This window comes from Scytonema sp. UIC 10036 (assembly GCF_009725235.1).
Genome location: NZ_WJFC01000112.1, coordinates 16,918 through 41,963 on the forward strand (window position 1 = coordinate 16,918; position 25,046 = coordinate 41,963).

Consider the following 25,046-nt stretch of genomic DNA (forward strand, 5'->3'; position numbering starts at 1 on the left):
CTCATGTTTTGCTACATATTCAAGGAAAGCCTACAATTCCCAGTTTAAATGAATAGACTTCTCAAAGACATGATTCTAATACAGTTTTCGTCGGCCTTTTTGGGCAGCATTACAGCAAGCTGTTTTCGTCTCAAAGTCGATACAGCCGATCGCTTCGGGAGAGCAAGCTTTTTTAGGATGCACAGTACATTTTAATCGATAGTCATTGGTGAAATACTCACAACCTGCACAAGGAATTTGATGCAACATCTTGACATAATTTGTCCCTTTGCTCAAAGTTCGCCACACACTACAGATCGTGAAAAGTAAAATTGCCCAAGTACAAAAGGCACAAAAGATTGTAGTCATGATTATTTATCCTCATATTTGCTAAAAAATGCCCGCAGCCAACTGCTTTTAACTACAGGCATGAGATAATACTTAGCTAATGTTGAATGAACTCAATTAAGGGTTAACCCTTTGATGCGTTCGCCAAAAGTGCCAGATGAAACCTAAGAAAGCCAATACACCCAAGAAGAACTGGATATCTGCCCTTACCAAACGGTTTTGACCGTAAAACTCGATAGGGAAAACTGTTGTGTTAAACCCTACAAAAGCAGCAGAAATAAAACCCATCAAAGCCAACCCAAGCAAACTGTATGAAAGAATTTCGTCGCTATTGTCTATGGGAAAAATTTGTCGTACCCAACTAAAAGGTTGCATAACAATGTGCCATATGCCCCCTGCAACTAGGATTAACCCCACCCAAATGTGACCGCCGATCGCATCTTCTAAATTATCAACACTTGCCATTCCTAAAAGAGTCCAACTACCATCTTTCATGCCAATTAAGTAACCAAAGATGGTTGTGGGGTCTAAAGTAGGATGACTAATCAGACGGACATCTCCCAAGTGAGTGTCATAAATTCCCCCAAAAAACATTGCTTTTAGAACGAGCAAAAAAGCACCAAAACCAAGAATAATCAAGTGATGTCCTAAGATTAAACTCAATTGTTTGGGATCGTTCCATTCATAATGAAATTTTGCTGCCCTTCCGCCAAGATTATACAAAACTGCCGGACCCCGAAAAACATGAAAAAGCCCTCCTGCACCTAAAACGGCGGACGCAACCAAGTGCAAAATCCCAATGACAAAATAGGGATATGTATCAACAACTTCCCCCCTGAAACCTACACCCCATCCCAGAGTCGCTAAATGGGGTAACAAAATGAGTCCCTGCTCGTACATTGGTACATTAGGGATAAATCGTGTCACTTCAGAGACGGTTATTGCACCCGCCCAAAACATAATCAAACCTGCGTGAGCAATATGAGCACCTAAAAGTTGTCCGGACAAATCAACGAGACGAGCATTACCAACCAACCAAGACAGATCGGTGTTTGCAGCAAAGGTTTTATCAGTAGAAATTGTCACAGTTAAACACTTGTTCCTTATCAAAGGGAAATATGGTAGTGAATTCGGGGGAAATATCCCCCAAATTCCTATTTACGACTCGCTACTAATAGCATTGAGTGACCTTTCTACTTGCTTAAAGTCAACACCAATGGCTCGCAGTGCATGCCACAAATGACCTTGCAGGAAGAAAAAAGCTAAGAAGAAGTGGGCATTTGCTAACCATGCTCTAGACGTATGCTCTGCTAATGGTAACTTAATGGTGTCAGCAAAATACGGAGAAACGCCAAATTTAAGTTCCAAAGTAGGACCATAAAATTCCACTGGATAGGCTAAGGTGTTAACCGCACAGAAGTAAGCTGCGACAAATCCGGCTAATGCGATCGCACCTAAAGAATAGGAGAGAATTGCTTCACCAGAGAAAATCAAAACCTTCTTAGCCCATGGAAAAGGTTCTGTCAGAATATGCCAGACACCTCCAGCAATCAGAATCAAGCCCACATAAATGTGACCACCAACTAAATCTTCCAAGTTGTTCACAGTAGCAAAATGAGTTTGATAGCCGTAAATGATGAATGGGTTGAGAGTGGGATGAGTGACAACTCGAACATCGTGAATTGTTGAATCGTAAAGCCCACCCCAAAACATAGCCTTTGCAACAAGCAATAAAGCAGCAACTCCCAAGAAAAGGAGGTGATGTCCTAAGATGAAACTCAATTTTTTTGGATCGTCCCACTCAAAGTGAAATTTACGAGCTTGTCCTCTTGCATCTTGTAAATTTTTAGAACCTTTAAAGGTATGAAACAATGCTCCTGCACCGAGGACAGCAGATGAGATTAAATGTAAAGCTCCAATGACAAAATAGGGATAAGTATTGACAACCTGACCCCCTGCTCCTACCCCAAAACCCAAGGTGGCTAAGTGAGGAAGTAAAATCAGCCCTTGTTCTCCCATTGAGATTTCAGGCTTGTAACGAGAAATTTCAAACCAAGTAAAAGCCCCAGCCCACAAAGTCGTCAGTGCTGCTTGTGCGATATGAGCGCCAAGAAATAAACCGGAGAGATTGGCAAAGCGAGCATTTCCTGCCCACCAATCGTATTTAACACTGGAATAGCCGTATGTCTGCATTGTGTAACTTTTGCCTCCTTAGTCAAGACTATATGCATGGAAGGAAATCATTCCTAGAGCATAGTTCTAGGAATGAGCAGATGCATGGATGTATGGAACAAAAGATCTGAATTAATGTTGTAGTACCGTTCTCAGATCGAGTTCGGCTCATGACTTATGAAATCATTAGCTTGCATTTGCAATGCACACCAAGACATCGCAACGACAAACGTAGTGTCAATGTTTATCCAAACTTGAGATAAATTGTTAACTAACAAGAGATAGTTAGTCTGTTCGTGATGGAGTAAACCCCCTGACTTAATTTGACAACAGTGTTCTAACAGTTTTGCGATCTCTGTATATTCCTAAGTTGTTGCTTGAAGAAACGTTATTAGCGTTCTTTCAAAACAGGATAACTACAGTTCAATAGCAGGATTTGCAAGGATGCTTTATAAACATCCTTCTACACCTCTTCCTTGAATTTATTCAAGCACTAATGAAAATCTATGTCAACTAATTCAACCAAAATAATTAAAGTAGGCAGATATACTAGGGTATTGAAGGGTGAAGAGTGCAGAGCGAGCGCTTCAGAACATTAGACAAAGCCAAAAACGTCAGAATGACGACATCTAGGGTGGGCATTAAGAACTAACAAAGATAAAATAAAAACAAACAGACCCTAGGCAGTGTGTATGGTAACCCAACTCGGTAAAACCAAATTAGCTCATGAACTGGTCATATCGTGGGAAGCGTTGCCCAAAGATTTTCAATTAGAGGATGAACCAGTGGAAAATACAGGTCAGCCATTGTTGGCTGGTGCGTTGCGTGAAAGTTTAGAAATCAGTGGTTTCATCCAACCGAAGATGTTGATAGCTTCCAATTTTGGTCTGTGTGCGACGGTAAACGAGGAATTGATAGTCAAAGCACCAGATTGGGTTTACGTTCCATCAGTCAAGGAAGTCATTGGAGAACGCCGAAGTTACACGCCGAATTTAGAAGGGGATGTCCCTGCAGTAGTGATGGAATTTTTATCTGAAACTCAGGGAGAAGAATATTCGGTCAAGCGAAGCTATCCACCAGGAAAATGGTTTTTTTACGAGCAAATTTTGCAAGTGCCAGTGTATGTGATTTTTGACCCTGATGGTGGGTTATTGGAATATTATCAACTAGAAAATAGACGCTACGAATTGAAGCAACCAGATGAAAATGGGCGGCACTGGATGGAATCAATGAGTTTATACTTGGGAACGTGGCAGGGAACAAAAGAAGAGAGAACGGGATATTGGTTGCGATGGTGGGATCGGACACTTAATCTGCTACCGTGGGCAGTGGACGCCATCGAACAAGAACGTCAACGTGCCGAACAAGAACGTCAACGTGCCGAACAAGAACGCCAACGCGCTGAGCAAGAACGCCAACGCGCTGAGCAAGAACAACAACGCGCCGAGCAAGAACGTCAGCAAAAAGAACGTTTGATAGCTTATTTGCAATCTCAAGGTATCGATCCGAATAATTTGCCCACAGACTAAAAATCATTCAAATCCCCTACTTTAAAGTATGGGGATTAACTGGTCACTGGTTACTGGTCACTGTTATGAGATCGCTCTCGATGAAGGCGTAGAGTCTGGCGTAAACTGCTTTGACTGGAAGATGCAGCCTGTTCTCTTCTCCGGCGGCGAGGTTTTAGGGCTTGGCGTAAGCGATCGCCGGAAGATACGGCTTGTTCTCTTCTTCGCCGCCGGGGGGTAGTGTCTGATGAAGCGGTAGCTATGCGTTGCCTTCTCTGACTCAGGACTTCTCGTAAACGCTGTCGTCTAAATGTACCTGTTTCTACTGAAGATGATGAATTACTTATAACACTTCTGCGACGCAATCGACGACCAAGTGCAGACTCTCCTGAAGTGGAAGAAGTTGCCCATTCTCGCCTGATTCTTCTAGATTCTCTCACTGAGTCCGAGGAGAAAATTGTATTATTTGATGCAATCAACCTGCGTCGGCGTCTAGAAGTTTCCGGTGCAACATTTGTATTGGCTGCTGCGATCGCACGTTCTCTTTCTCGTTCCTCTCTTTGTTTTTTACGTTCTTGAACTTGACGATAACGCCGCGTGCCTTCAATAGCATATTCAGTTGCGATCGTTACACCTTGTCTTCCAGTAGATGAAGGTTTTAATTTCCAATCCCTAGCTTGGCTGAGGTGTTCTTCATCCAATTCACGGTTACCACTAGAGCGAGTGAGACGCACACCAGTTACATTACCCCGATCATCTGTATCAACTGCGACTTCAACCCTGCCTTCGATTCCTTGACGGCGAGCTTTTTCGGAGTACTTAGTACGACATTCTCGACATGCTGCACGACCATCAAGGTTGTTTGAGTTGCTACTTTCGCGTATTCTTGGTGGAGTTGGTGCGTAAGCTACCTGAGAACGGCTTTCTGAAGCATTGCCACCACTTCCCGAACCTATTCCCGAACCAGAACCGCTACCTGTACCAGAAGCGCTACCTGTACCAGAACCGCTACCTGCACCAGAACCGCTACCTAAACCAGAACCGCTACTTGTACCAGAGCCACTTCTTAAACGAGCAATCAAAGCGGAATTGCCATTTCCACTAGGTGTGTCGGAGGATTCCCCATCATTGCCAATAGTCGCCTGACTAGTTCTTGAACTTCGTACCTCCCTTAATGTTTGTCTTAAATTGTCACTTCCTTGTTGTACGTTCTGAGGCTGTGTAGCAGGAATAGAAGGGTTGTTGTTAGATGTTGCAATCGCCCTATTTAATGAGCGGGCTACTTCTGGTTGAGGTTTGATAACTGGCTTAGCAACAGAAGTAGTTTCCCTTGACACGGTTTCAGGTTTTCGAGGTTGAATCTCTGGCTTTTCTTGTACAGTTTCAACGGGCTTTTGTACTGGTGCTTTTGCTACTACTGTTGGTTGTTTTGGCACAGAACTGGATGGAGGTTTAACAGGCACTGGTGGTGTAAAGGAGTTATTTCCGCTACTACTGTCAGCAACAGTTGTCGTACCTGAATCACCGCCCGAACCTGTTAACACTTTGTTAATAGACGATGGTGCGGGTTTTTCTGGAGGTTCCGTCTCTTCTGGTGGTTGTGTTTCTTCCAATTTAGGCGTGTCAATAATCGTCAATTCAATCGGTTCATTTTCTATTTCGGGTACTCTTGCTAAAAGACGACCTAATCCAGAAAGCAGTACTGTGATATGCAGTGCTAAAGACCCAATGAGACTGCAAGCCAGAAACAACTTCAAAGCCTTTGCTTCTTTCTCGCGCTGCTCTATAGTAGTTTGGGAAAAACTCATAATTCATTATTTTGAAAATAGAGATTGGGGGTTAAAAGTTAGGGAAGAAAGATTTCCATTCGCCTCTATACCTTAACTATCGGCTGCTCTTGTTGTTAACAGGGCAGCAACCTATTACAGTTTATTTTGAACAATCCATAAATGGACTTAAAAACTCAATATACAGGAAATTAGTTAGCAATTGCAAATTATTATCAATTTTTCTTAACAACCCTTGCTAACAAGTGCTTAGTCAAAACCTAACAGCAGAGATAAACCAGGCTTCTTACCTGGCATATCTCCAACAGGTCAAAACTGCCATGAAATTGCTCCCAGAACTGTAAACGGTGCGCCAAGAAGCTGGCTTGTTCTTGATTGTGCGCCTTCAAAATATCTTACACCAAACAGGTGAGTGAAAATTCAAGGTAGCAGTTTATAGACAACCTATGAAATTCAAAAGGGTGGATTGAAAGGCTTGGGATTTGTTGCTGGCTTGTTTTTTATAGGTGAAAGGAAAGGAGACTTGGCAAATACGTTCAAGTTGCCAAGTTACAGCAGATTTCAACTTGGTGAGGTACAAAAATTACCCCCCTTTCATCCCCCCGATGCTTTGGGGGGACAGAGGGGGGTGTACTTCATTTAGATGCAAAGCGCTGTATGTACAAACGGATGCGGCAATGTACTACCGCCGTAACAATGTGCGGGTGGGATTGAATTTTAGGAATTTGTTCGATGTGTACTATTTTGAAAGCTCGACTGGTAGAGACAGAGTATTTCCTGGCGTACCGTTTATAGTACTGGAATCTGTGTCATTAGAATTTTGATTCTAAATCTTCAAACTACCACAAACTGAATTGGATAGACGTAAAGATTTCCAGAAGTGAAAAACTTGCTCTGCTACAAGCTGAGGTTGAAAGAAATGAAAGAAATGCTTCCCTTCAGGACATTTCCACAAGCGATCGCCCTCTTTCAAATAAGGTCTCCACCCGTATAGATCGTCAGTTTCTATAATGATGTCGTCTAAACTTCCACAGACCATTAAAGGAACAGGAACTGAACTCGGAGGCAAACTAAATCTTTGAAATAGCGAGTGGGGAGAAAGTGAGGAATTCAAATCTTGCCTTAAAATTTTTGTTAGACGTTTATTGGTACATTCTGTGTGATATCCAAACAAATTATAAGCCATTGCTCTGAGAATTTCCTGGCGACTAGAGAATGGGCGATGAGCATAGTAATGTACTTGCCAATCAACAGCAGCATCAACGCCCACAGCCAATAGAGTGAGAGATTTTACTTTTTCAGGATATTGACGGGCATAAAGTAGTCCTAGCAATCCTCCCGTACTATGACCAATAAGATGTACGGGTTGAGTGCAGGATTGGAGATAATCATGCAACAATACCACTGCAAATGAAAGTGGACTTGCTTCGTCCTGAGTTTGAGAGTAATCCCAACTAGCAATTATCATTTGATGTGACAAATAGGATAGCAGTGGCTGAGAAAAGCATTGCAAACTAGGGCTTGTATTTAACCAAACGACATCTGGCGATTGAAACATTAAATTTGCCTGTAAGTAAATTATGACAAGGATTGTTAGTTGTTAGTTGTTAGTTGTTAGTTGTTGGTTGTTAATTGTTGGTTGTTGGTTGCTAGTTATTCCACTAACCACTAACCACTAACCACTAACCACTAACCACTACACACCAAACTCTTTCTTCAGTTGACTAACCCAAGCTTTAATACGCTGGTCTGTCATGTTAGACTGGTTATCTTCATCCAGAGCCAAACCGACAAATTTACCGTTTCGTAATGCTTTTGATTCACTGAAGTCATAGCCATCGACAGACCAATATCCAACGGTAGTTCCACCACGTTCGGTAATTTTCTCTTCCAAAATGCCCATTGCATCCTGAAAGTTATCGGAATAACCGATTTGATCTCCTGTTCCAAAATATGCTACTTTCTTACCACTGAAATCAATGTTATCTAACTGGGGAAAGTAACCTTCCCAATCACTTTGTAGTTCACCTATATCCCAAGTCGGACAACCGATGATTATGTATTGATATTCTTCAAACTCGCTATCTTCTGTATCTGCAATATTATGTATGGTAACGACACTTTTTCCACCAAATTCTTTCTGGATTGTGTCTGCTACATATTCAGTTTTACCTGTTGTAGACCCAACAAATAGCCCAATCTTCGACATGAATTACTCCTAGATAACGTGAAATGAAAATTTTCAAAGATATATGTTGTCTCTTTATTCAATTGAGGCATTAGCGAATCGCCGCTAAAACATCCAGACTATTCAACGCAAGATATGCAAAGATAGCTCCACCAATTCCACCAATTAAAAAGCCTGCGGTAAATTGGCTCCATCCTTGAGTCGTTTGGAGAGCCTCTGGAACAGGAGGAACTGTATTTCCTGAAGTGAATTGCGGAACTGTTTGCGTTTGATTTTGATAAGAAGCAGTACCGTAAATCGATAAGCCAATAGTCAAAATCACAATTAGACCAGATGCAGCTAACAAACCTATTAAATTAGCCGCTTCGGAATCCCGCAGTGGACCTAATTTTGCAAAAGGACCAATTAACCAGTAACCATGAGCCATACCAATTTCCAGCCCTCTTGATAAAGAAGACAACCCAGGACGATAAATCGGCAAATTCTTCAGAAAATTCAGAGTTAAGTCAGAGGAATTGATTGGGGTTGCGAGATTGCCGTCTTCAGGATGACCAGCAGGCTGAATCATATCACCATTTTGAAAATCAAAACCTGCTTCTACTGCTCTAGCGTGAATGGCATGCCAGATATGACCGAAAAGGAACAACACTCCAAACACAAAGTGGAATACCGCTAACCAGCCGCGAGGTGAGACATTGCCAGCTGAAGCTTCCCACATTTTAAGTGGACCGTAAAAAACCTCAGGATAGACTGTGTTGTTTACGCTGATAAAATAAGCAGCTAAAAAAGCCATATATGCCACATTGAGAAATTTTTGCATTACTTTAATACGAAGAGTCGCAATCTCTGAGAAGAAATGAGAGATTGTCTCATTAAACTGGCTGTGGAATGACAGCATCTTTACTTAAGCGACCTTTGCGGAAATCAAATCCACGCGATCGCAGCGCATGCCAGATGTGACCTTGCAAAAAGAAAAATCCTAACCAAAAGTGTGCGTTAGCTAACCAAGTCCTGGATGAAATAAAATCAGGATCGCTCGACAAAAAGTAAGGCAAAATGTTCTGTTTAATGACTAACGCTGGTCCATAAAAGACTTCAGGATAAACGGTAGTGTTGACTGAGACAAAGAAAGTAGCAATAAAGCCCATTAACGCCAAAGCACCTAAACTGTAAGATAAGTAGGCTTCTCCAGACCAAACAAATAAAGAATGCGTCCAACCAAACGGTTTCGTTAATATGTGGAAAATGCCTCCAAACAACAGCATTCCACCGACCCAAATATGACCGCCCACTACATCTTCTAAGTTATTAACGCTAGCTATCCAGTTTTTTCCAATAGCACCAACCAGATATCCAAAAATGACTGCAGGATTGAGTGTTGGATTCGTAATGACTCGTACATTTTCGATGTTTGGATCGTACAAGCCACCGTAGTACATTGCTTTAGCTACCAGAAGAAATGCTCCCAATCCCAGTAAAATCAGATGGATTCCAAGAATTGTAGTCATTTTGTTAGTATCAGCCCAGTTGTAGCCAAAAAGAGGAACCCGATCTTCGAGAGTTTCTGGACCTCGTAGGGAGTGAAAGATACCTCCAAAACCCAGAAAAGCTGATGAAATGAGATGCAAAGCCCCAATGACAAAATACGGGTAAGTATCTAAAACCTCACCACCCGCAGCCACTCCCCAACCCAGAGAGGCTAGGTGAGGTAGTAAAATCAAGCCTTGCTCGTACATTGGTTTGGTTGGATTAAAGTGGGCGAGCTCAAAAAAGGTCATAGCTCCCGCCCATAAGACGATGAGACCAGAATGAGCGACGTGAGCGCCTAGTAGTTTTCCTGATAAATTTGTGAGTCTTGCATTCCCAGCCCACCAAGGAGCTTCGGTGAGGTCTTGCTCCACCGACAGCGGACTTGTAGAGGTGATCGCCATTTTACCTGATTTACCTTTCTTGAGAATTTAGTTCAACAAATATGAGTAACAGCTTACTATAAAATCTCTATTGATGAAAGATATTTTCATTAAGTCCTCAGACTAACCTGCTCTGGCGATGACTAGATGGGCGGCAACAGCCTATAGTCTGAGAGTTTTTAACTATTGACTGTTGACTTGCAAAAAAAGTTCTAAGCCGAGGCTTGCCAACCGTAATCGTGATACTGATAATCCCAAATGTATAAACCGATCGCAGAATCGAATTCTGGAGCTACACAAACGCTCGTCCGCAAGGCGAGGACTAATTCTTCAGCCTGCTGAGCTTTGCTTTGTTTGTATAGCCGCGATTTCTAATCGCTTGGTATTTTTACAAAATTGGAGTGCTCCCACCATTGAAGTGCAATCACAAACTAGTAGAGTAGCTCCCCACACTCGCTTTGAGGGGTGATAGGAAAAACCGCAAAGGCGCAAAGAGCGCTAAGGGAGAGGAAAATCAGACGACTATGAAAATCGTTGTACTCATCATAGCGCTCTGTAGTAAAAATTACCTGGGATAAATATGTTGTCTGGGTGCTATTCCTGGATTGACGATCGCAGCCAACTCTTCTTCAGACAACTTGCTGAGCTCGGTTTGCAGTTCTTCAACAGTGAAGTCATAGCCACGGTCTTTAGCAATTTTAATAAAAACTTCTGGCTCAGATGTGGCTTTGAGTCTTTCCTTTAATGCTCGATCTTGTTTGACGATACCTAAAAATCGGGTTGCATTGTTCTGTGACATGACAGTCCATCCCCTGTTTTAAATTTCAGATTTTCGTGTAATTATTGAGCGTCTGTCGTTTCGACAAATTTAGCTAGCCCGTTAGAAGCCCCACACTTACCCGCAAGCGGAAGTGTGTGGAGTCATCACTTGGATTGAACGACTAGCTTATATGTGTACTTTAATCTTTAACCAAAAAAGAGAATGTACGATCGATGCGTGACAAAAGTTCACCTTAGGGGACGCCTAAAGACAGTAGTGCTACAAGAAGCAACTAAATCTTTGGTAATAACTGTTGCACAAAATCTGCGTGTTCCCTCGCGTTCAAACCTTGTTGTAGCACTGCTAAGACTACACTCATATTACCTACCAATAGTGCTGTTGTTGCCAACCACAAACCACGAAATACCCTGCTTTTTAACACACCATTTCCATCTGCCTCTAGTAAAACATACTTTGGATTATTCCAGTTCACGTACTCCTCATTGACGTATGCCTGAGTTGAAAGCATTTTGCTAATTCTAGCAAGGAGCATCTTAAAAGTGCAAAAACTCGACTTACCCTCTTTCCCCTAAAGCGATCGCTCCTCACAGTGCTCGCTCTCCACCACCACAAACTTTGCCACCATTGCAGTAGGTGGAAGTCCAAGGGTTCTGCTCGTTGCTATTTTTATTCAATCCACTCCGTTACCGTAGGTGTTGTACGAGTTAATAATTTTCCTTTGGAAATGACATAGCGAGGAAAAGTGCGACAGCGAATAGCATCATAGCGATCGCCTGCATCTAAAACTATCAGCGAAGCTTTTTTGCCAACTTCTACCCCATACTCACTTTCTACGTGTAGTGTTTTCGCTCCATTTATGGTAACCATGTCGTAACAAGCATTGATTTCAGGCACTCCTGTCATTTGACATACATGCACACCCATGTGAGCTACATCTAACATACTACCTGTACCCAAGCTGTACCAGGGGTCTTGAACGCAATCATGACCAAAACTTACGTTAAGCTTTTGCTGCCACAGTTCTTTCACTCTGGTAACACCTCTCCGTTTTGGATAGGTATCCGTTCGACCTTGGAGTGTAATATTAATGAGGGGGTTGGCAATAAAGTTAATTTTAGCTTGTTGCAGAAAACCCATTAACTTGAAAGCATAGGCATTGTTGTAAGAACCAAAAGCTGTTGTATGGCTCGCGGTAACTCGCGCACCTATGTCAGTGCGAATGGCACAAGCAGCAACGACTTCTAAAAATCTTGATTGGTCATCATCAATTTCGTCACAATGAATGTCAATTAAGCGATCGTACTGCTGTGCTAACTCAAATATACGATGAACAGATCTCACTCCATCTTCTCGCGTGAGTTCATAGTGAGGTATTCCACCAACAGCATCAGCACCCATTTTTAAAGCTTCTTCCAAAAGGGCTTCGTTTTCTGGTTTAGAATAAATGCCATCTTGGGGAAATGCTACTACCTGCAGAGTCATCCAGTCTTTGACCTCCTCTCTGACTTCTAAAAGCGCTCGTAGGGCAATAAGTTGTGGTTCGCTGACATCAGCATGAGTCCGGACATATAAAATTCCCCGTGCTGCTTGTTGTTTGAGCATGGCAACGGCACGGGTTTTGACATCTTCTAATGAAAGATTTTGCTTGCGTTCTCCCCAAATTTGGATACCTTCAAATAAAGTACCGCTTTCATTCCAACGCGGTTCCCCTGCAGTCAGTACTGAGTCTAAATGAATGTGGGACTCCACAAATGGCGGCGAAACCAGTTGTCCTCGAGCATCAAATTCTACTGCCGCCGAACCGCTAAGATGAGATGCGATCGCACTAATGTGACCGTCTTCGATGCCAATATCGACGAGTTCTTCAGGTAATCCAATTACTTTACCGCAACGCATTAATAAATCGTAAGTTGTGTTTGTCATAAAGATTTAGCGTAATTGCTGTACAGCTTCAGAAGCCATGTTACTTCATATTTTTCCCAATGGAAGTACTTAGTTCCGATCTGTGCGAATAATGCCACCTGTTGACCGTATATATAAATCAAAAATAAATTAATAAGAACACATCTGACATTTTAGGAAAAAAATCACTGATTTTTTTAACGGTTTAACGCTCGTATTGAGGCTTATATTATCTATATTTACAGACAAAACGACACAATTGCGAGCAAAAAAACATTTTTAAACAGTAAAATCAAAATAGAAAAAAATCATGCAATTATTTCTATTTTTAAATACCAAATGATTGTGGGTGGAAACCGTAATTTGTATTTCCAACTTGAGACTAGGTACGAAAAAATGGACAAAAGGTATGGTGCTCTATGCTTTTCTTACTTTTCTGATTTTTCTTACTTTTCTGATTGTTCTTTTAGGGATTCTTTCTAAAGTCAATCTAAAAGTGAGTTATCAGATTGAATAGTATGATATATTTTTTGCCATTTATAGCAGAAGTTTATCTTTTATTTGAATAATATTCATAAAACATTTAACAAAAATATTGAATTTCTTACTTGCTAAATTTAATAGGAATGATATCTTGAATATTGTCTCCACTTAACTAGGGAGACTTCCTCCACCATTTTTGGTACTACATTATCAGCTTTTACCCCTTTTGAAGGAATGCTGCATTGAACAGACTTAAATATAGAGTGTTTGACCATCAACATGGTAGGTTGTGCTTCAAGTTCTGTTTAAGCTTAATGAGTTAGATAGCAATAGCTTTGAAAAACCCTTGTTAGGTGTTGATTCAATAGCTTTAGTAGTGACACAACTCAAGCCTTCCTTTATCCTTTCAATTTGTATCGGAGAAAACATGGCATACAAAAACAGCATATACATCAAAAAGTCAAGGTTTGAATATCCCATCTTTGAAGACAACACGTTTACAGTAGAACCTCCGTCTAGTTGGCAGTTGAGCGACCCCGATGGGCTATTTTCCATTCCCGATAATGAATCTGATATTGGTGTGTTCAATTCACCCGTAACTAAGTTTTTTATTAAAGCTCGAGATAAAGAGAATACTAGCTATATGTTTCTTAAAGATGCTCCCAGTAAAACTTTGGACGCTACCGTAACTGGCAAGACTCGCTACACCTTTTTAGTTACAGGCACTCAGGAAGCAGAAATCGCAGCACTCTTTGACAAATGGAATGCTGCTTTGCAAACAGGAAACCCTGATGAAGTAGTCAAGCTCTATGCGAAAAATGCTGTGCTCTTGCCAACCCTGTCCAATCAGGTACGGATCGATCGCTCACAAATGAGAGACTACTTCCAGCATTTCCTCAAATACCAGCCTATAGGTACAATCCTTCAACAAAACATTCGCGTCATTGATAAGTCGATCGCTATCAACTCAGGTATCTACAGCTTCAACATCATCAAGAATAATCAGCCCGAAAAGGTTGTAGCGCGTTACTCGTTCGTCTATCACCACGATGGCAACGACTGGCTAATCGTTGACCACCATTCCTCTGCTATGCCTGAGTAGTGCTTGCTTTATCCTATCAAACACGTTAAGTCATCAAGTCTTTACGTTTACCAATGCGTGTTTTCCGGTAGTATGATACAATAGGGCAGTCAAAAGACTACCCTTACCGAAGATAAATATAGTCACAAATTACATTAGTAAAATTTGTAGCTCTGTTATTATTCTTATCTTCTATTGAAGCTCTTGTAAAAGTTGCAAGAGTGAAAACTTTGAGCCGCATAAAACAACCTGGAGCTATTCAATACCGATCGGTTAAAGTCTGTTAGCCAAATTTTCAATGTAGAGACGCTTCAAGTAGAGCGTCTTTACAGGGCAATAAGTTGTGGTTCACTCGCGTACAAATGGGCGTCCTCGCCCGTTTCACGAGAAAATGGCTGCGGTTTTAGACCTTGAAAACTGCTCCCCGTCGTCTGTGCCGTACTGAAGCTTTGCGCCGCATGGTAAGAGAAACCAACTTGACTGTGGACGATCTCATCTATCCGATGTTTGTAATGGAAGGTGAACGCTCACAGCTAAACCGAATATTCAGTTTAGCTGTGAAAATGAATAGCGTACACGAGGTCATCATGCTAGATAAAGCCGATTATATAAGGTTAGTGAAAATACTAGCCCCGATAGATCCGGCTACTCCTAACGCAATCAACAGGTAAGTGAAAAACTTACCAAATTCTGTGTTTTGTCCCAGTGCTTTATCTTCCTGACCTACAGTGAAAAATAATGACCAAGTTTGGTTCGCACTGATTTGCTGAAAATTGTTAAACTCAGGTCGAAACACAACAGGTCCGAGCAAGTCTTTTTTGGGAAAGTCAAAGTCAGTTCTCATCGTAATTCCTCCATATCTTATATATACAGTTGGCAGTTCTAGCCGCAATTGTTTGCTGTTTGTTGATTTATAAACTGGTAAGCCATCCAATCAAACCGTGTCCGGTAAAAACTTCTAGCAGAATGAGGGAGACAAAACCAATCATCGCCAAACGCCCATTGAGCATTTCTGCATACTCGGTGAAGCCGAAGCCTTGGGTTTGCTCTACATACATCTTGGGTTCAATGGCGTAGTTGTTGAGTCGGTTGCCTTCTTCAATTACATAAGTCCGTGATGTCATGGTTTTTTGCCTTTTTTGTTTCTTTGTTAAAAATAGTAACTTAATGTAAACAATTATTTCAATATCTTGACGATAAAAAAATTGTGTCAAAACCATACCTGTTAAGTTCGGAAAAAAGGTATTGACTTTATGAAATATGTATTGTAAGCAATTAGCCATTAGCCATTTGTATTTGGTGCAGCTAGAGTGCTGATTGTCTTTGGATTTTTTTTCTTGGCGTTTTTGTTCAGTTTTTCTTATCAACAGCTTAAATAACAATGACAATCGGGTTTCTCAATGAGTGATTCAACTAAAGCATTTAAGGCAGTCGCAGCCAACAAACCACCTCCTAACGTCCCTTCAATTGCGATCGCACCCACAGATAATTGCATCAGTTGCCTTTTCGCCGCCGGAGCATGACTAAAACCTATAGGCATACCGATGACTAAGGCAGGGTGAATTTTCTGCTTTTGAATAGCTTCACAAACAGATAGTAGTACACTAGGAGCATAACCAACCACGATAATGCAACCATCAGAAACTTGCAGTAGTTTGTCTTGCCATTCCTGATGTTGCCAGAATTCTTTCTCTGCCTCTGTTGCAGAGGTGACATGAGGATTATCAATAAGTATTTCAACGTGACAATTCAAATGAGCTAACCGTGTCATATCCAAAGCAGCCGCTACCGTTGGGATATCTACAACAATTTGACAGCCTGAGGTCAAAGTTTTACGGCTAGAAGCAATTGCTTGTTGATTCAACCTTACGAATGATACCAAGCTAACATCGCCGCAAGCTAAAACCAGTTTAGAAATTAAGTCTTGTTCTATTTCAGAGCGGTTGGATAGATCGGGGAGCAAATGTTGTAACGATTCTTGAAAAGCTTCCGGATGAGCATGAACCCGAGCATCCAATCCACTCCAAAGTTTTTCCAGTCCAGACAAGCCTGTCTTTGTTTCCACCTCCAGTAATTTTAATTGCGCTAGAACCTCAGCTTGCATAATTTGGCAATTGCGATCGCGCCCCAATAACCCCTCCAATGCAGATGCAGTTTGTCGCAGTTGAGAAATTTGCTGCATCACTGACTGATATTGCTGCTGGAGTTGCGCTATAAAGCCAGCACTCATGTCCGTTTCTGGTTCCACTTCCAAAATTTGACGGATGTGGTTGAGTTGAAATCCTTGCTGCTTGAGTGCTACAATGCGTTGCAGTCTAATAACATCTTTGTCAGTGTAAAGACGATAGTTGCTCGAAGAACGCTTTGGTTGTGGTAGTAATCCCAATTGATGATAATGACGTACCATCCGAGGGGTGATTCCGCCACCAACCGCATTGGTAAGTTCTTTAATGGTAAGAGTTTTAGCCATTTGTAGAATTAGCGATAAAAAATACTCTATTCATTCTGAACTGAAAGCGCGATCGCTTTTGTCGCTGTATGAAGGACAAATCCGCCTCAAATCTTCTCTTCTTCAAAATCAACCAAGTCTTGAGCAGTGCATTTCAAAGCGGTACAAAGTTTAGCTACTCTTGCTAGCAATTCAACACCATTCCTGTTGTTCTCTAGGTTCCTAATAGTAGACTCGGTTACACCAATCAAGTCAGCAAGCTCTTTCTGAGTTAAGTTGGCTCGCTTTCGTAGTTCTGCAATTTTAGATACTGGCATTTAAGATTCTTAGAAGATTCCACACCAAAATCTTAGCGTAAATTATTTAACGTTAAAATATTGACACCGTCAAAAGATTAACGAATGTAAGTAGCCAAAAATAAGGATTATTTTGAGTAATTTGGGGTGAATCGGACTTAACCGCACCCCAAACTACACCATTCGCTCATTTGAGCGCTCCCTTTTGGGGTATTGTTTGCCTCGACACAGCTTAAAGGCTTGTCAATGGATTCCGGTGTGTACTGTGTGACGCAGCCATGTTCCTTGTCCGACGCTTGAGACTGGCTAATCTCATTAAGTCTTGACCTTTAAGCGGACTTAAACCCAGAACGGGTAACCTTGAAACTAGTTCAAGGTTGAGTCATGGTGGAGTCAGTAAGTCGAATTGCTCCGATTTACTCTGGATTACTCCAGTTCACTTACTCCTCTTCAGACTGAGTGCCATAAAAGAAAGTATACAGAGCAATCAGAACTTTTTGTCCCTGTACTTTTGTAATTTATTTTAGCGCTTTCCAGGTTACTATCGCTTTTGAGAGTTGAAATCCAAAATAAATTGTATGTCTGCTGAAACTACCGCTCGTATAATCCAAACCATCATTGCTCCTACGGTACTGATTACGGCTTGTGCTATTATCCTCAATGGAATTATCGGACAGTACAATACCATTGGTAGCCGTTTAAGTTCATTGGTACACGAACGCTTGGAATTGTTGCAAAAAAGTGCGTTCAAAGATTTTCTGGGACGAGAGCGCTTGCAGGAGATTGATATTCAATTGCCATCTTTAGGACATCGGTATCGATTATTACAGTACACGGCCATGGTAATTCACACTTCGATTATGATTTTTCTCTTGACAATGGTTGCGATCGCTATATCTGTATCTCTCAATTCTCAATGGTTTGCATCAAGCGCTATCATGTTGTTTTTCTCTGGTATTGTGGTTCTCATTTTGGGGTTAGTTTTGATTGCCATAGAAATTCGTATTTCTCATAAAGCGGTTTGTTACGAAGTCAAAAGAATCTCAGCACTGTGTAATTCTATGGATTGGGATTGACATTGACATTAATGTTAAGGTTTAGCGTGAGAGAGTATATCTGGATTTCACTCTCATGCTTTACCAAGAGCGTTTAACCGAACTTACCAGGGAACATGCAGATACTCTACCTGCAATTCTTTGCGGAGTCTTATTATTTTTCGGATGGTTCGCCCTGCATTTTGGCTTTTTAGGATGGGCGTTGTTGCTTTTACCTGCAGCATATGTCATTGGTGGTTACGAAAGTGCGAAGGAAGGGCTGACAACTCTGATTAAAGAGAAGGAGCTTGATGTCGATTTACTGATGATTGTGGCAGCATTAGGTGCTGCGACTCTGGGATTGTGGCAAAGAGAGTACCACTTAATCATTGATGGAGCTGTCTTAATTCTGATTTTTGCCATTAGTGGTGCTTTGGAAAGCTATGCCATGCGTCGAACAGAACGAAGCATTAAAAGTTTGATGAAGCTTACGCAAGATACAGCAACTGTTTTGCGTTTTGGCAAAGAAGAAGTGGTTCCGATCGCGCAGTTAAAAGTGGGCGATGAAATTATTGTCAAACCAGGAGAGATTGTTCCTACTGACGCATTGATTGTTTCTGGTTGCAGTACTCTCAATCAAGCAGCTATTACGGGTGAGTCTATACCTATAGAGAAGACTGTGGGAGATGAAGTTTTTGCGGGTACACTCAACGGTTATGGTGCGCTGAAACTCCAAGTCCACCAAAAACCTGAAAGTAGCTTAATTCAGCGTGTGATTCGTTTGGTAGAACAAGCTCAAGATTCAGCACCTCCTTCCCAACAATTTGTTGAGGGATTTGAACGGGGATATGCAAGGTTTATTGTCATAGCTGGATTGTTGCTGGCTATTTTGCCTCCATTTATCTGGGGCTGGAATTGGGAAGTGACAATTTATCGTGCGCTGACTTTTCTGGTTGTCGCTTCTCCTTGTGCTTTGATGGCAGCAATTATGCCTACTCTGCTTTCTGGAATCGCTAATGGTGCAAGACAGGGGATTTTGTTCAAAAATGGTGCTCAATTAGAAAAGATTGGTAAAGTCAGAGCGATCGCTTTTGACAAAACTGGTACGCTAACAACAGGACAAGTACAAGTTGCTCGGGTTATTCCTACTAGCGAATACTCGGAAGCTGATGTCTTAAAAATAGCTGCATCTGTAGAAGCTTATTCCGAACATCCAATTGGGGAAGCCATCGTTCAAGCAGCAAGAGAGTTAAATTGGTTACGTGCAACTCAGGTGAGAGCTATTCCCGGACAGGGAATTGTAGGGATACTGAATCCTTTAGGCGGGGCGGAGTTGGAATCTCAAGTCATAGTCGGGAAAGAAAAGTTTGTACACCAGTATGTCTCTGGCTTACCTAACGAATTGAAACAATTAGCTTGCGTTGTTGAGAAAGAAGGGAAAACAGTGGTTTGGGTAGCAATGGTTCCTCAGATGAGTGTTTCCCCCAGTCCCAAAGAACCCAAAATTATTGGTGCGATCGCAATTGCAGATGAAGTCAGAGCGGAAGCAGCAATAGCAATTTCCCGTTTGAGAAAGCTAGGAGTTGAACAGATCGTCATGTTAACTGGCGACAACGAAGCGACTGCATACAGCGTTGCTCGAGCAGTTGGAATTGACCAAATTCATGCAGAATTACTACCTGAAGATAAACTTCACATTATTCGGCGTCTTCAACAAGAATATCAAACAGTGGCAATGGTAGGGGATGGCATCAATGATGCACCCGCCCTAGCTCAAGCATCTGTAGGTATTGCCATGGGAAAAGTAGGTACAGATGTAGCTTTGGAAACCGCAGATATTGTGTTGATGGCGGATAGGTTGGAAAAGATTGAAGTCGCAATCCGTTTGGGTAAACGAGCGCAGGCGATAGTGAGACAGAATATTACGATTGCTCTCACTTCCATTGCCTTGCTCTTATTTGGCAACTTTTTGGGAAGCATCAACTTACCAATTGGCGTGATCGGACATGAAGGTTCTACTGTAATTGTTACCTTAAGTGGTTTACGGTTGCTAAGAAAATTATGAATTATGAATTATGAATTATGAATTATGAAATTTTATCATTCATAATTTATAATTCATAATTCTGAATTTAAGTTTCTTTACTACTAGATTGGTAGCGGTGACGGCGACGGCGTTGATTGCGTAAAGCTTCAGCTTTGCGTCTTCGCTTTTCGATGGGTGTTTCAAAGTGTCTCTTTTTCCGTAAATCCGGCAAAATTCCTGCTTTGGAAACTTGTCGCTTAAATCGACGGAGGGCTGAATCGATCCCTTCCGTTTCTCCCAATATGACTTGAGTCATTGGTTCTCCTGTACCATTGTCTAAATTCGCGGTTTGAGTAATGGCAAGTTACTGACTTCGCCAGATAGTAGAGCTAAGTTGACCTTGAGTTGACCCCCTCAGCCCCAATCTATAATAAAATTTTTTATGACCAGTCACGTATACCCTACTTCCACCATTATTATATTAATGAAAAAAAGAAATCGATTCATTATTCATCTGGTTACTGGTCACTGGTCAGGCGGTTACTGGTCAGGTGTTAATAACGGCTGCGGAAGTTGTTCCTGTTACCACCGAAAGGTTTCTTATCTTCACGTGGTCGAGCTTTATTAACTTTTAGGTCGCGCCCCATCCATTCAGCACCGTCGAGACCTTCGATTGCTGCTGTTTCTTCAGCTTCGCTTGACATTTCTACAAAGCCAAAGCCACGTCGCCGACCGGTTTCGCGATCGGTCGGAATCTGAACGTCTTTGACTGTTCCATATTCTGCAAATACCTCTTTCAAGTCATCTGGTGTAACTTCGTAGGAAAGGTTGCCTACATAAATTGACATGATTGTCTCCAAAATCATCAAGTTGTAGAGAGCAATATTTCGGAGACAAGGCTGTAAAAATCAAGAGGGCGAAGCCTGTAAATTCTAATAACAAACATTGCAACCGAAATGACACTCGCTTATTAGCCTAGCATAACTAAAACTTACAAGGGTCACATTGAGTGCTAAAATCTATGCAAAAATCAGACCCCCCAAACCCAACATCCGCATCAAATGCTTGGGGGATCGTCCTTTGTCTGTTTCATGACAAGACTAGAATGTTTGCCCAGCATAAATTGACCGCACTTCACCGTTACGGCGAATAACAGCTTCTCCGTTGGCAACTTCCACGAGTGTCCAACCACTAGAACCGATTGCTTCACCTACTTCAATGCGTTTAGTCACACCACTAATTTTAAATAATGCGGCAGATTTGTTACCTAATTCCATCAAACCTTCCAAAGTATGAGCACCAACAGGAGGATTTGTGGCAGGGACAGTTGCTACAATTTCTTGCTCCACTATTGGGGCAGTAGCTGTGGGTGATTTTGGTGGTGCAACGTGAGAGGAAGTGACAGATAGTATGGGTAAAGTCGGCTTTGAAACTTGGTGTACGGTAACTGGCTTAGTTTGCATTGCTACTGGCTTAATATCATTGCGTACAGCAGCAAGAGCAGTAACAGCGATGGGCTTGGTAGCTAGGTGCGTTTTGATTGGAGCTTTTTTCACAGGTGCAGGTTTAGAAGTATAACCTAAATTCTTTTTAGGAGATGTTGCAACTGGCACTTGCGGCAAAGCTCTCAGATGGGCAAGCATGGGTGGAGGTGCGTAGCGCATGGGCTGTGGCCCTTGGTATACCGGAATGTAAATTCGTTCAACAATAGTGGTTGAGCGACCGGTGGCAGGAGACGTGTTATTAGCCGTAACAGGTATTGGCAAATGACCAGCAGGGGGTCGATAAGCAATATTTGTTTGATTATATGGAACACCAGCTATTGTTGCTGGTTTAGCAGACCTAAGATTGTTCTTTGCTTCTTGTCTATCAATTGCTGACAGCGCCCCTAGCATATAGCGAACCAAATCTTCTTCCACTTGTGCTTTTGTCGGTAACTTGGACTGAACTGGCTGTTGCAATAAGCTTGTCTGGAATTTTTTGGAAACCAACTGATTGACCAATCCTGAGGTTAACAGCCAAGCCAAACACGCCATTACAGTACCTACACCAACTACCAACCACAGCACAATACTGAGAGAGGAACGGGATTTTGGTTTGCTGGGTTGGTTTGTGGGTTGGTTTGTGGCTGTAGCACCAACAACTACAGTACTGACTGGGTTATGTCTCGCTGTAGAAAAAGGCTGTGTCTGTGGGATTTCTCTCTCTTGGAAGACAATTTGTGGCACTGTAATTGTTTGCACGCGGTGGATATGCCCTCCATGCTGAACCGTTTGGCTGGGTAAAGTTTCTTGTCCATCCAAAATGTTGTCGATCTCAGCAAAGAGTTCATCCATCAAGCCATCAGCGTAGGTTTCGATTGACCAGGGTTGTTCGCTAACTATTAGGTCTTCTGATGGTTCTGGAAGTATGAGATAAGTACTAGCTTTTTCTGTCATGGCTATTTTAAATTGTAGTGGTTAGTGGTTAGTGGTTAGTGGTTAGTGGTTAATGGTTAGTGGTTAATGGTTAGGTGGTTAGTGGTGAATACTTCGAGTTGTCAGCATTTTCCTAATATCTACTAACTACTATCTACGATCTACTAACTACTATCTACTAACTACCAACTACTATCTACTCAACTTTAATCGGGAATTGATGATGCCTATTAAATCATGCCGTCTATCATATCAGCCTCCATAATTTCACCAAAGTTTTCAGATTTTCTGAACGATGAAGGATGACAGTGAGCACCTGAACAATGACCAATGACCAATGACCAATGACCAATGACCAATGACCAATGACCAATGACCAATGACTGAGTTAATTTGCTAATACTGGAAATTCACTTGGGGTTTTATTTTTACGTACTTCTAAGTAGATGAGTAAGGCATTGACATCAGCTGGATTGACTCCGCCAATGCGTGCGGCTTGACCGATTGTCAGGGGTCTGACTTTGCTGAGTTTTTCCCGTGCTTCTTTGGAAAGCGTGTCAATGGCATTGTAATCCAAATCCGCAGGTAACTGGCGATGCGCCTGACGGGCAATTTGGTCGATCTGAGTTTGCTGCCTGTGCAGGTAACCAGAATACTTAATGTCAATCTCTACCCCTTCTTGTTCGCTGCGATCGAGATTGGAGTTTGCTAAAGAGTGCTTGTTAAGATCTACGTAGTGGAATCCCGGACGGCGCAGCAAATCCGCTAGGGTTATGGAACCTTTGATTGCTTGTCCGGTTGCTTGTGCGATCGCCCGCCCAATTTCATCGTGTTCTTTCACCCGTGTTGCGTACAACCGTTCTTTTTCTGCTGCTATGTTCGCTTGCTTGCGAGTAAATATATCCCAACGACGGTCATCAATCAAGCCAATTTCCCGCCCTAAGGGTGTCAACCTCTGGTCGGCATTATCAGAACGCAGTACCAATCTATACTCAGAACGACTTGTCAGCATCCGGTAAGGTTCCCGTAAATCCTTAGTACACAGATCGTCTGCGAGAGTACCGATGTAACTTTCTTCTCGTGGGAAAACAATCATTTCCTGACCTCGAACGAAACGAGCCGCATTAATTCCTGCGACTAATCCCTGAGCTGCGGCTTCTTCATAACCTGTTGTCCCGTTAACCTGTCCGGCACAAAAAAGTCCTTCTAGCTTCTTCGTCATCAACGTAGGATAACACTGAGTTGCAGGTAAATAATCATACTCAACAGCATAAGCTGGGCGCAGCATGGTACAGTTTTCCAAACCGGGAAGACTGCGTAACATTTGCAGTTGTAAATTTTCCGGTAGCCCTGTGGAAAACCCTTGGATGTAAAGTTCGGGAATATCCCGCCCTTCTGGTTCAATAAAGATTTGGTGGCTTTCTTTGTCAGCAAAGCGCACAATTTTATCTTCAATACTGGGGCAATAACGAGGTCCCTTAGCATCCACCCAACCCCCATAAACAGGTGACAGGTGCAAATTTTCCCGAATCAAGCGATGGGTTTCGGCTGTCGTGCGGGTAATATAACAAGGTATTTGTTCCCGTTCTACCCATGCTTGTGGATCAAAGCTGAACCATCGAACGTCTTCATCTCCGGGCTGGGGTGCCATCTTACTAAAATCAACGGATCGCTTATCAACTCGTGCAGGAGTTCCTGTTTTCAATCGCCCTGTTTCAAATCCCAGACGATTGAGGGTTTCTGTCAAACCTTCAGCTGCAAATTCTCCCGCACGTCCGGCTGCCATTGATTTGTTACCAACCCAAATCCGTCCTCCCAAGAACGTACCCGTCGTCAAAATTACTGCTTTGCACTGGAAGGCAACACCAAAGTAAGTCTGAACGCCAATGACTTCATCATTAGCACCCAACACTAAATCTGTGACCATACCTTCGCGAATCGTCAAGTTCTCTTGGTTTTCAACGATCGCCTTCATCACTGCTGCGTATTCTCTTTTGTCTGTCTGAGCGCGTAATGCCCAAACGGCTGGTCCTCGTGAAGAGTTGAGAATGCGCTTTTGCAGATAGGTTCTGTCTGCCATTTTACCAAGTTCCCCACCCAGGGCATCCACCTCATGAGTTAATTGAGATTTTGCCGGACCACCAACTGCTGGGTTGCAGGGTTGCCAAGCAATTTTATCTAAGTTGAGGGTTAACAGCAGGGTACGACAGCCAAGCCGTGCAGTCGCAAGGGCTGCTTCACAACCGGAGTGACCGGCACCGACAACAACAACGTCAAAAGCGTCTTGGAATTCAATGGAAGTGTGCAGGGTCATGGACTTAACAGAGCAGCAAGAACTCATACCTATTCTAACTGTTATCAACAGTTCTGTTGATTATTGGTATTTGAGTTTCAAAGGTTTTCAATTCTGATATGTACTCTTTGGTAATATATACAAGCATGGGTTGCAAGACAAGAGCGTTTTTTCTGATACATTATCTTCTTAATGAAGATTGGAAAAAATTGGCGATCGAACAAAAATATATTAAGATTATATATAACCTTTTAAAGGTATTTGATTGCTAATTGGAAAACCAGCATGCTGAAAATAACAAAGAGTAGGGGCGCAAGGCCTTGCGCCCCTGCGGTAAAAAAAAATCCGAGCCCACCAGACAAAAGAGAATAGGGTTAGGCGGGATATTGGTT

Annotated in this window: 24 protein-coding genes; 5 read left to right on the plus strand and 19 right to left on the minus strand. The window is 42.2% G+C overall.

Features of this window, described 5'->3' with window-relative positions:
* Positions 1-75: 75 nt before the first annotated feature.
* The 3 genes from F7734_RS37485 to F7734_RS37495 form a co-directional block, all read right to left on the minus strand.
* A complete protein-coding gene (locus F7734_RS37485) occupies positions 76-348 on the minus strand; it encodes a hypothetical protein (RefSeq protein ID WP_155749539.1) in 273 nt (90 codons plus the stop codon).
* A 96-nt stretch (positions 349-444) separates the two neighbouring features.
* On the minus strand, positions 445-1,413 hold the full coding sequence (locus tag F7734_RS37490) for a chlorophyll a/b binding light-harvesting protein (RefSeq protein ID WP_166482397.1): 969 nt from the start codon (positions 1,411-1,413) through the stop codon (positions 445-447).
* A gap of 72 nt (positions 1,414-1,485) precedes the next feature.
* Complete coding sequence (locus F7734_RS37495) at positions 1,486-2,520, minus strand: chlorophyll a/b binding light-harvesting protein (RefSeq protein WP_155749541.1); 1,035 nt, start codon at positions 2,518-2,520, stop codon at positions 1,486-1,488.
* Positions 2,521-3,191: 671 nt separating this feature from the next.
* On the opposite strand from F7734_RS37495, the gene F7734_RS37500 reads away from it, so the two are divergent.
* A complete protein-coding gene (locus F7734_RS37500; RefSeq protein ID WP_155749542.1) occupies positions 3,192-4,028 on the plus strand; it encodes a Uma2 family endonuclease in 837 nt (278 codons plus the stop codon).
* A gap of 50 nt (positions 4,029-4,078) precedes the next feature.
* On the opposite strand, the gene F7734_RS37505 is transcribed toward F7734_RS37500, so the two are convergent.
* From F7734_RS37505 to codA, 8 genes are all read right to left on the minus strand, one after another.
* Complete coding sequence (locus tag F7734_RS37505) at positions 4,079-5,815, minus strand: energy transducer TonB (RefSeq protein WP_155749543.1); 1,737 nt, start codon at positions 5,813-5,815, stop codon at positions 4,079-4,081.
* 805 nt (positions 5,816-6,620) lie between these two features.
* The gene (locus tag F7734_RS37510; protein WP_155749544.1) at positions 6,621-7,352 is read right to left on the minus strand and encodes an alpha/beta hydrolase; all 732 of its coding nucleotides are present in this window, start codon (positions 7,350-7,352) and stop codon (positions 6,621-6,623) included.
* A 138-nt stretch (positions 7,353-7,490) separates the two neighbouring features.
* Positions 7,491-8,003: a flavodoxin FldA gene (gene fldA, locus F7734_RS37515; protein ID WP_155749545.1), complete on the minus strand. Its 513-nt coding sequence runs from the start codon at positions 8,001-8,003 to the stop codon at positions 7,491-7,493.
* A 70-nt stretch (positions 8,004-8,073) separates the two neighbouring features.
* Positions 8,074-8,802, minus strand: coding sequence for a photosystem I reaction center subunit XI (locus F7734_RS37520; RefSeq protein WP_243147305.1), 729 nt, complete (start codon positions 8,800-8,802; stop codon positions 8,074-8,076).
* Between the two features lie 52 nt (positions 8,803-8,854).
* Positions 8,855-9,913 (minus strand): chlorophyll a/b binding light-harvesting protein, encoded by a 1,059-nt coding sequence (locus F7734_RS37525; RefSeq protein ID WP_155749546.1) that lies wholly within the window; start codon positions 9,911-9,913, stop codon positions 8,855-8,857.
* A 544-nt stretch (positions 9,914-10,457) separates the two neighbouring features.
* On the minus strand, positions 10,458-10,691 hold the full coding sequence (locus F7734_RS37530) for a Nif11-like leader peptide family natural product precursor (protein WP_155749547.1): 234 nt from the start codon (positions 10,689-10,691) through the stop codon (positions 10,458-10,460).
* Between the two features lie 253 nt (positions 10,692-10,944).
* On the minus strand, positions 10,945-11,181 hold the full coding sequence (locus F7734_RS37535) for a hypothetical protein (RefSeq protein WP_155749548.1): 237 nt from the start codon (positions 11,179-11,181) through the stop codon (positions 10,945-10,947).
* 158 nt (positions 11,182-11,339) lie between these two features.
* Positions 11,340-12,596 (minus strand): cytosine deaminase, encoded by a 1,257-nt coding sequence (gene codA, locus F7734_RS37540; protein ID WP_155749549.1) that lies wholly within the window; start codon positions 12,594-12,596, stop codon positions 11,340-11,342.
* Positions 12,597-13,347: 751 nt separating this feature from the next.
* Here codA and F7734_RS66375 point away from each other — a divergent pair.
* Positions 13,348-14,160 carry an SgcJ/EcaC family oxidoreductase gene (locus tag F7734_RS66375; protein ID WP_347566350.1) on the plus strand — a complete coding sequence of 271 codons (813 nt, stop codon included), beginning with the start codon at positions 13,348-13,350 and terminating at the stop codon, positions 14,158-14,160.
* A gap of 389 nt (positions 14,161-14,549) precedes the next feature.
* The gene (locus F7734_RS65660; RefSeq protein ID WP_279239808.1) at positions 14,550-14,810 is read left to right on the plus strand and encodes a hypothetical protein; all 261 of its coding nucleotides are present in this window, start codon (positions 14,550-14,552) and stop codon (positions 14,808-14,810) included.
* Here F7734_RS65660 and F7734_RS37555 read toward each other — a convergent pair.
* From F7734_RS37555 to F7734_RS37570, 4 genes are all read right to left on the minus strand, one after another.
* Positions 14,744-14,983, minus strand: a complete 240-nt coding sequence (locus F7734_RS37555) for a hypothetical protein (RefSeq protein ID WP_155749550.1) — start codon at positions 14,981-14,983, stop codon at positions 14,744-14,746. The two genes, F7734_RS65660 and F7734_RS37555, sit on opposite strands and share 67 nt — an antisense overlap.
* Before the next feature lie 67 nt (positions 14,984-15,050).
* Positions 15,051-15,263, minus strand: a complete 213-nt coding sequence (locus tag F7734_RS37560) for a chlorophyll a/b-binding protein (protein WP_155749551.1) — start codon at positions 15,261-15,263, stop codon at positions 15,051-15,053.
* Between the two features lie 239 nt (positions 15,264-15,502).
* Complete coding sequence (locus tag F7734_RS37565) at positions 15,503-16,609, minus strand: precorrin-8X methylmutase (protein WP_155749552.1); 1,107 nt, start codon at positions 16,607-16,609, stop codon at positions 15,503-15,505.
* An 86-nt stretch (positions 16,610-16,695) separates the two neighbouring features.
* On the minus strand, positions 16,696-16,905 hold the full coding sequence (locus tag F7734_RS37570) for a helix-turn-helix transcriptional regulator (RefSeq protein WP_155749553.1): 210 nt from the start codon (positions 16,903-16,905) through the stop codon (positions 16,696-16,698).
* A gap of 557 nt (positions 16,906-17,462) precedes the next feature.
* Here F7734_RS37570 and F7734_RS37575 point away from each other — a divergent pair.
* Positions 17,463-17,960 (plus strand): DUF2721 domain-containing protein, encoded by a 498-nt coding sequence (locus F7734_RS37575; protein ID WP_155749554.1) that lies wholly within the window; start codon positions 17,463-17,465, stop codon positions 17,958-17,960.
* Between the two features lie 55 nt (positions 17,961-18,015).
* A complete protein-coding gene (locus tag F7734_RS37580) occupies positions 18,016-19,983 on the plus strand; it encodes a heavy metal translocating P-type ATPase (protein ID WP_155749555.1) in 1,968 nt (655 codons plus the stop codon).
* A 67-nt stretch (positions 19,984-20,050) separates the two neighbouring features.
* Here the strand turns inward: F7734_RS37580 and rpsU are convergent, their stop codons facing one another.
* The 4 genes from rpsU to mnmG form a co-directional block, all read right to left on the minus strand.
* Positions 20,051-20,260, minus strand: coding sequence for a 30S ribosomal protein S21 (gene rpsU, locus F7734_RS37585; protein WP_038076618.1), 210 nt, complete (start codon positions 20,258-20,260; stop codon positions 20,051-20,053).
* Between the two features lie 238 nt (positions 20,261-20,498).
* On the minus strand, positions 20,499-20,792 hold the full coding sequence (locus F7734_RS37590) for an RNA-binding protein (RefSeq protein WP_155749556.1): 294 nt from the start codon (positions 20,790-20,792) through the stop codon (positions 20,499-20,501).
* 252 nt (positions 20,793-21,044) lie between these two features.
* The gene (locus tag F7734_RS37595; protein WP_155749557.1) at positions 21,045-22,382 is read right to left on the minus strand and encodes a hypothetical protein; all 1,338 of its coding nucleotides are present in this window, start codon (positions 22,380-22,382) and stop codon (positions 21,045-21,047) included.
* 367 nt (positions 22,383-22,749) lie between these two features.
* A complete protein-coding gene (mnmG, locus tag F7734_RS37600; protein WP_155749558.1) occupies positions 22,750-24,675 on the minus strand; it encodes a tRNA uridine-5-carboxymethylaminomethyl(34) synthesis enzyme MnmG in 1,926 nt (641 codons plus the stop codon).
* Between the last annotated feature and the right edge of the window lie 371 nt (positions 24,676-25,046).

Bases quoted from the DNA above. Each gene is read 5' to 3' on its own strand.
- F7734_RS37485 (WP_155749539.1), bottom strand. From the start codon at position 348: ATGACTACAATCTTTTGTGCCTTTTGTACTTGGGCAATTTTACTTTTC.
- F7734_RS37495 (WP_155749541.1), bottom strand. From the start codon at position 2,520: ATGCAGACATACGGCTATTCCAGTGTTAAATACGATTGGTGGGCAGGA.
- F7734_RS37500 (WP_155749542.1), top strand. From the start codon at position 3,192: ATGGTAACCCAACTCGGTAAAACCAAATTAGCTCATGAACTGGTCATA.
- F7734_RS37505 (WP_155749543.1), bottom strand. From the start codon at position 5,815: ATGAGTTTTTCCCAAACTACTATAGAGCAGCGCGAGAAAGAAGCAAAG.
- F7734_RS37510 (WP_155749544.1), bottom strand. From the start codon at position 7,352: ATGTTTCAATCGCCAGATGTCGTTTGGTTAAATACAAGCCCTAGTTTG.
- fldA (WP_155749545.1), bottom strand. From the start codon at position 8,003: ATGTCGAAGATTGGGCTATTTGTTGGGTCTACAACAGGTAAAACTGAA.
- F7734_RS37520 (WP_243147305.1), bottom strand. From the start codon at position 8,802: ATGCAAAAATTTCTCAATGTGGCATATATGGCTTTTTTAGCTGCTTAT.
- F7734_RS37525 (WP_155749546.1), bottom strand. From the start codon at position 9,913: ATGGCGATCACCTCTACAAGTCCGCTGTCGGTGGAGCAAGACCTCACC.
- F7734_RS37530 (WP_155749547.1), bottom strand. From the start codon at position 10,691: ATGTCACAGAACAATGCAACCCGATTTTTAGGTATCGTCAAACAAGAT.
- F7734_RS37535 (WP_155749548.1), bottom strand. From the start codon at position 11,181: ATGCTTTCAACTCAGGCATACGTCAATGAGGAGTACGTGAACTGGAAT.
- codA (WP_155749549.1), bottom strand. From the start codon at position 12,596: ATGACAAACACAACTTACGATTTATTAATGCGTTGCGGTAAAGTAATT.
- F7734_RS37555 (WP_155749550.1), bottom strand. From the start codon at position 14,983: ATGAGAACTGACTTTGACTTTCCCAAAAAAGACTTGCTCGGACCTGTT.
- F7734_RS37560 (WP_155749551.1), bottom strand. From the start codon at position 15,263: ATGACATCACGGACTTATGTAATTGAAGAAGGCAACCGACTCAACAAC.
- F7734_RS37565 (WP_155749552.1), bottom strand. From the start codon at position 16,609: ATGGCTAAAACTCTTACCATTAAAGAACTTACCAATGCGGTTGGTGGC.
- F7734_RS37570 (WP_155749553.1), bottom strand. From the start codon at position 16,905: ATGCCAGTATCTAAAATTGCAGAACTACGAAAGCGAGCCAACTTAACT.
- F7734_RS37575 (WP_155749554.1), top strand. From the start codon at position 17,463: ATGTCTGCTGAAACTACCGCTCGTATAATCCAAACCATCATTGCTCCT.
- F7734_RS37580 (WP_155749555.1), top strand. From the start codon at position 18,016: ATGCTTTACCAAGAGCGTTTAACCGAACTTACCAGGGAACATGCAGAT.
- rpsU (WP_038076618.1), bottom strand. From the start codon at position 20,260: ATGACTCAAGTCATATTGGGAGAAACGGAAGGGATCGATTCAGCCCTC.
- F7734_RS37590 (WP_155749556.1), bottom strand. From the start codon at position 20,792: ATGTCAATTTATGTAGGCAACCTTTCCTACGAAGTTACACCAGATGAC.
- F7734_RS37595 (WP_155749557.1), bottom strand. From the start codon at position 22,382: ATGACAGAAAAAGCTAGTACTTATCTCATACTTCCAGAACCATCAGAA.
- mnmG (WP_155749558.1), bottom strand. From the start codon at position 24,675: ATGACCCTGCACACTTCCATTGAATTCCAAGACGCTTTTGACGTTGTT.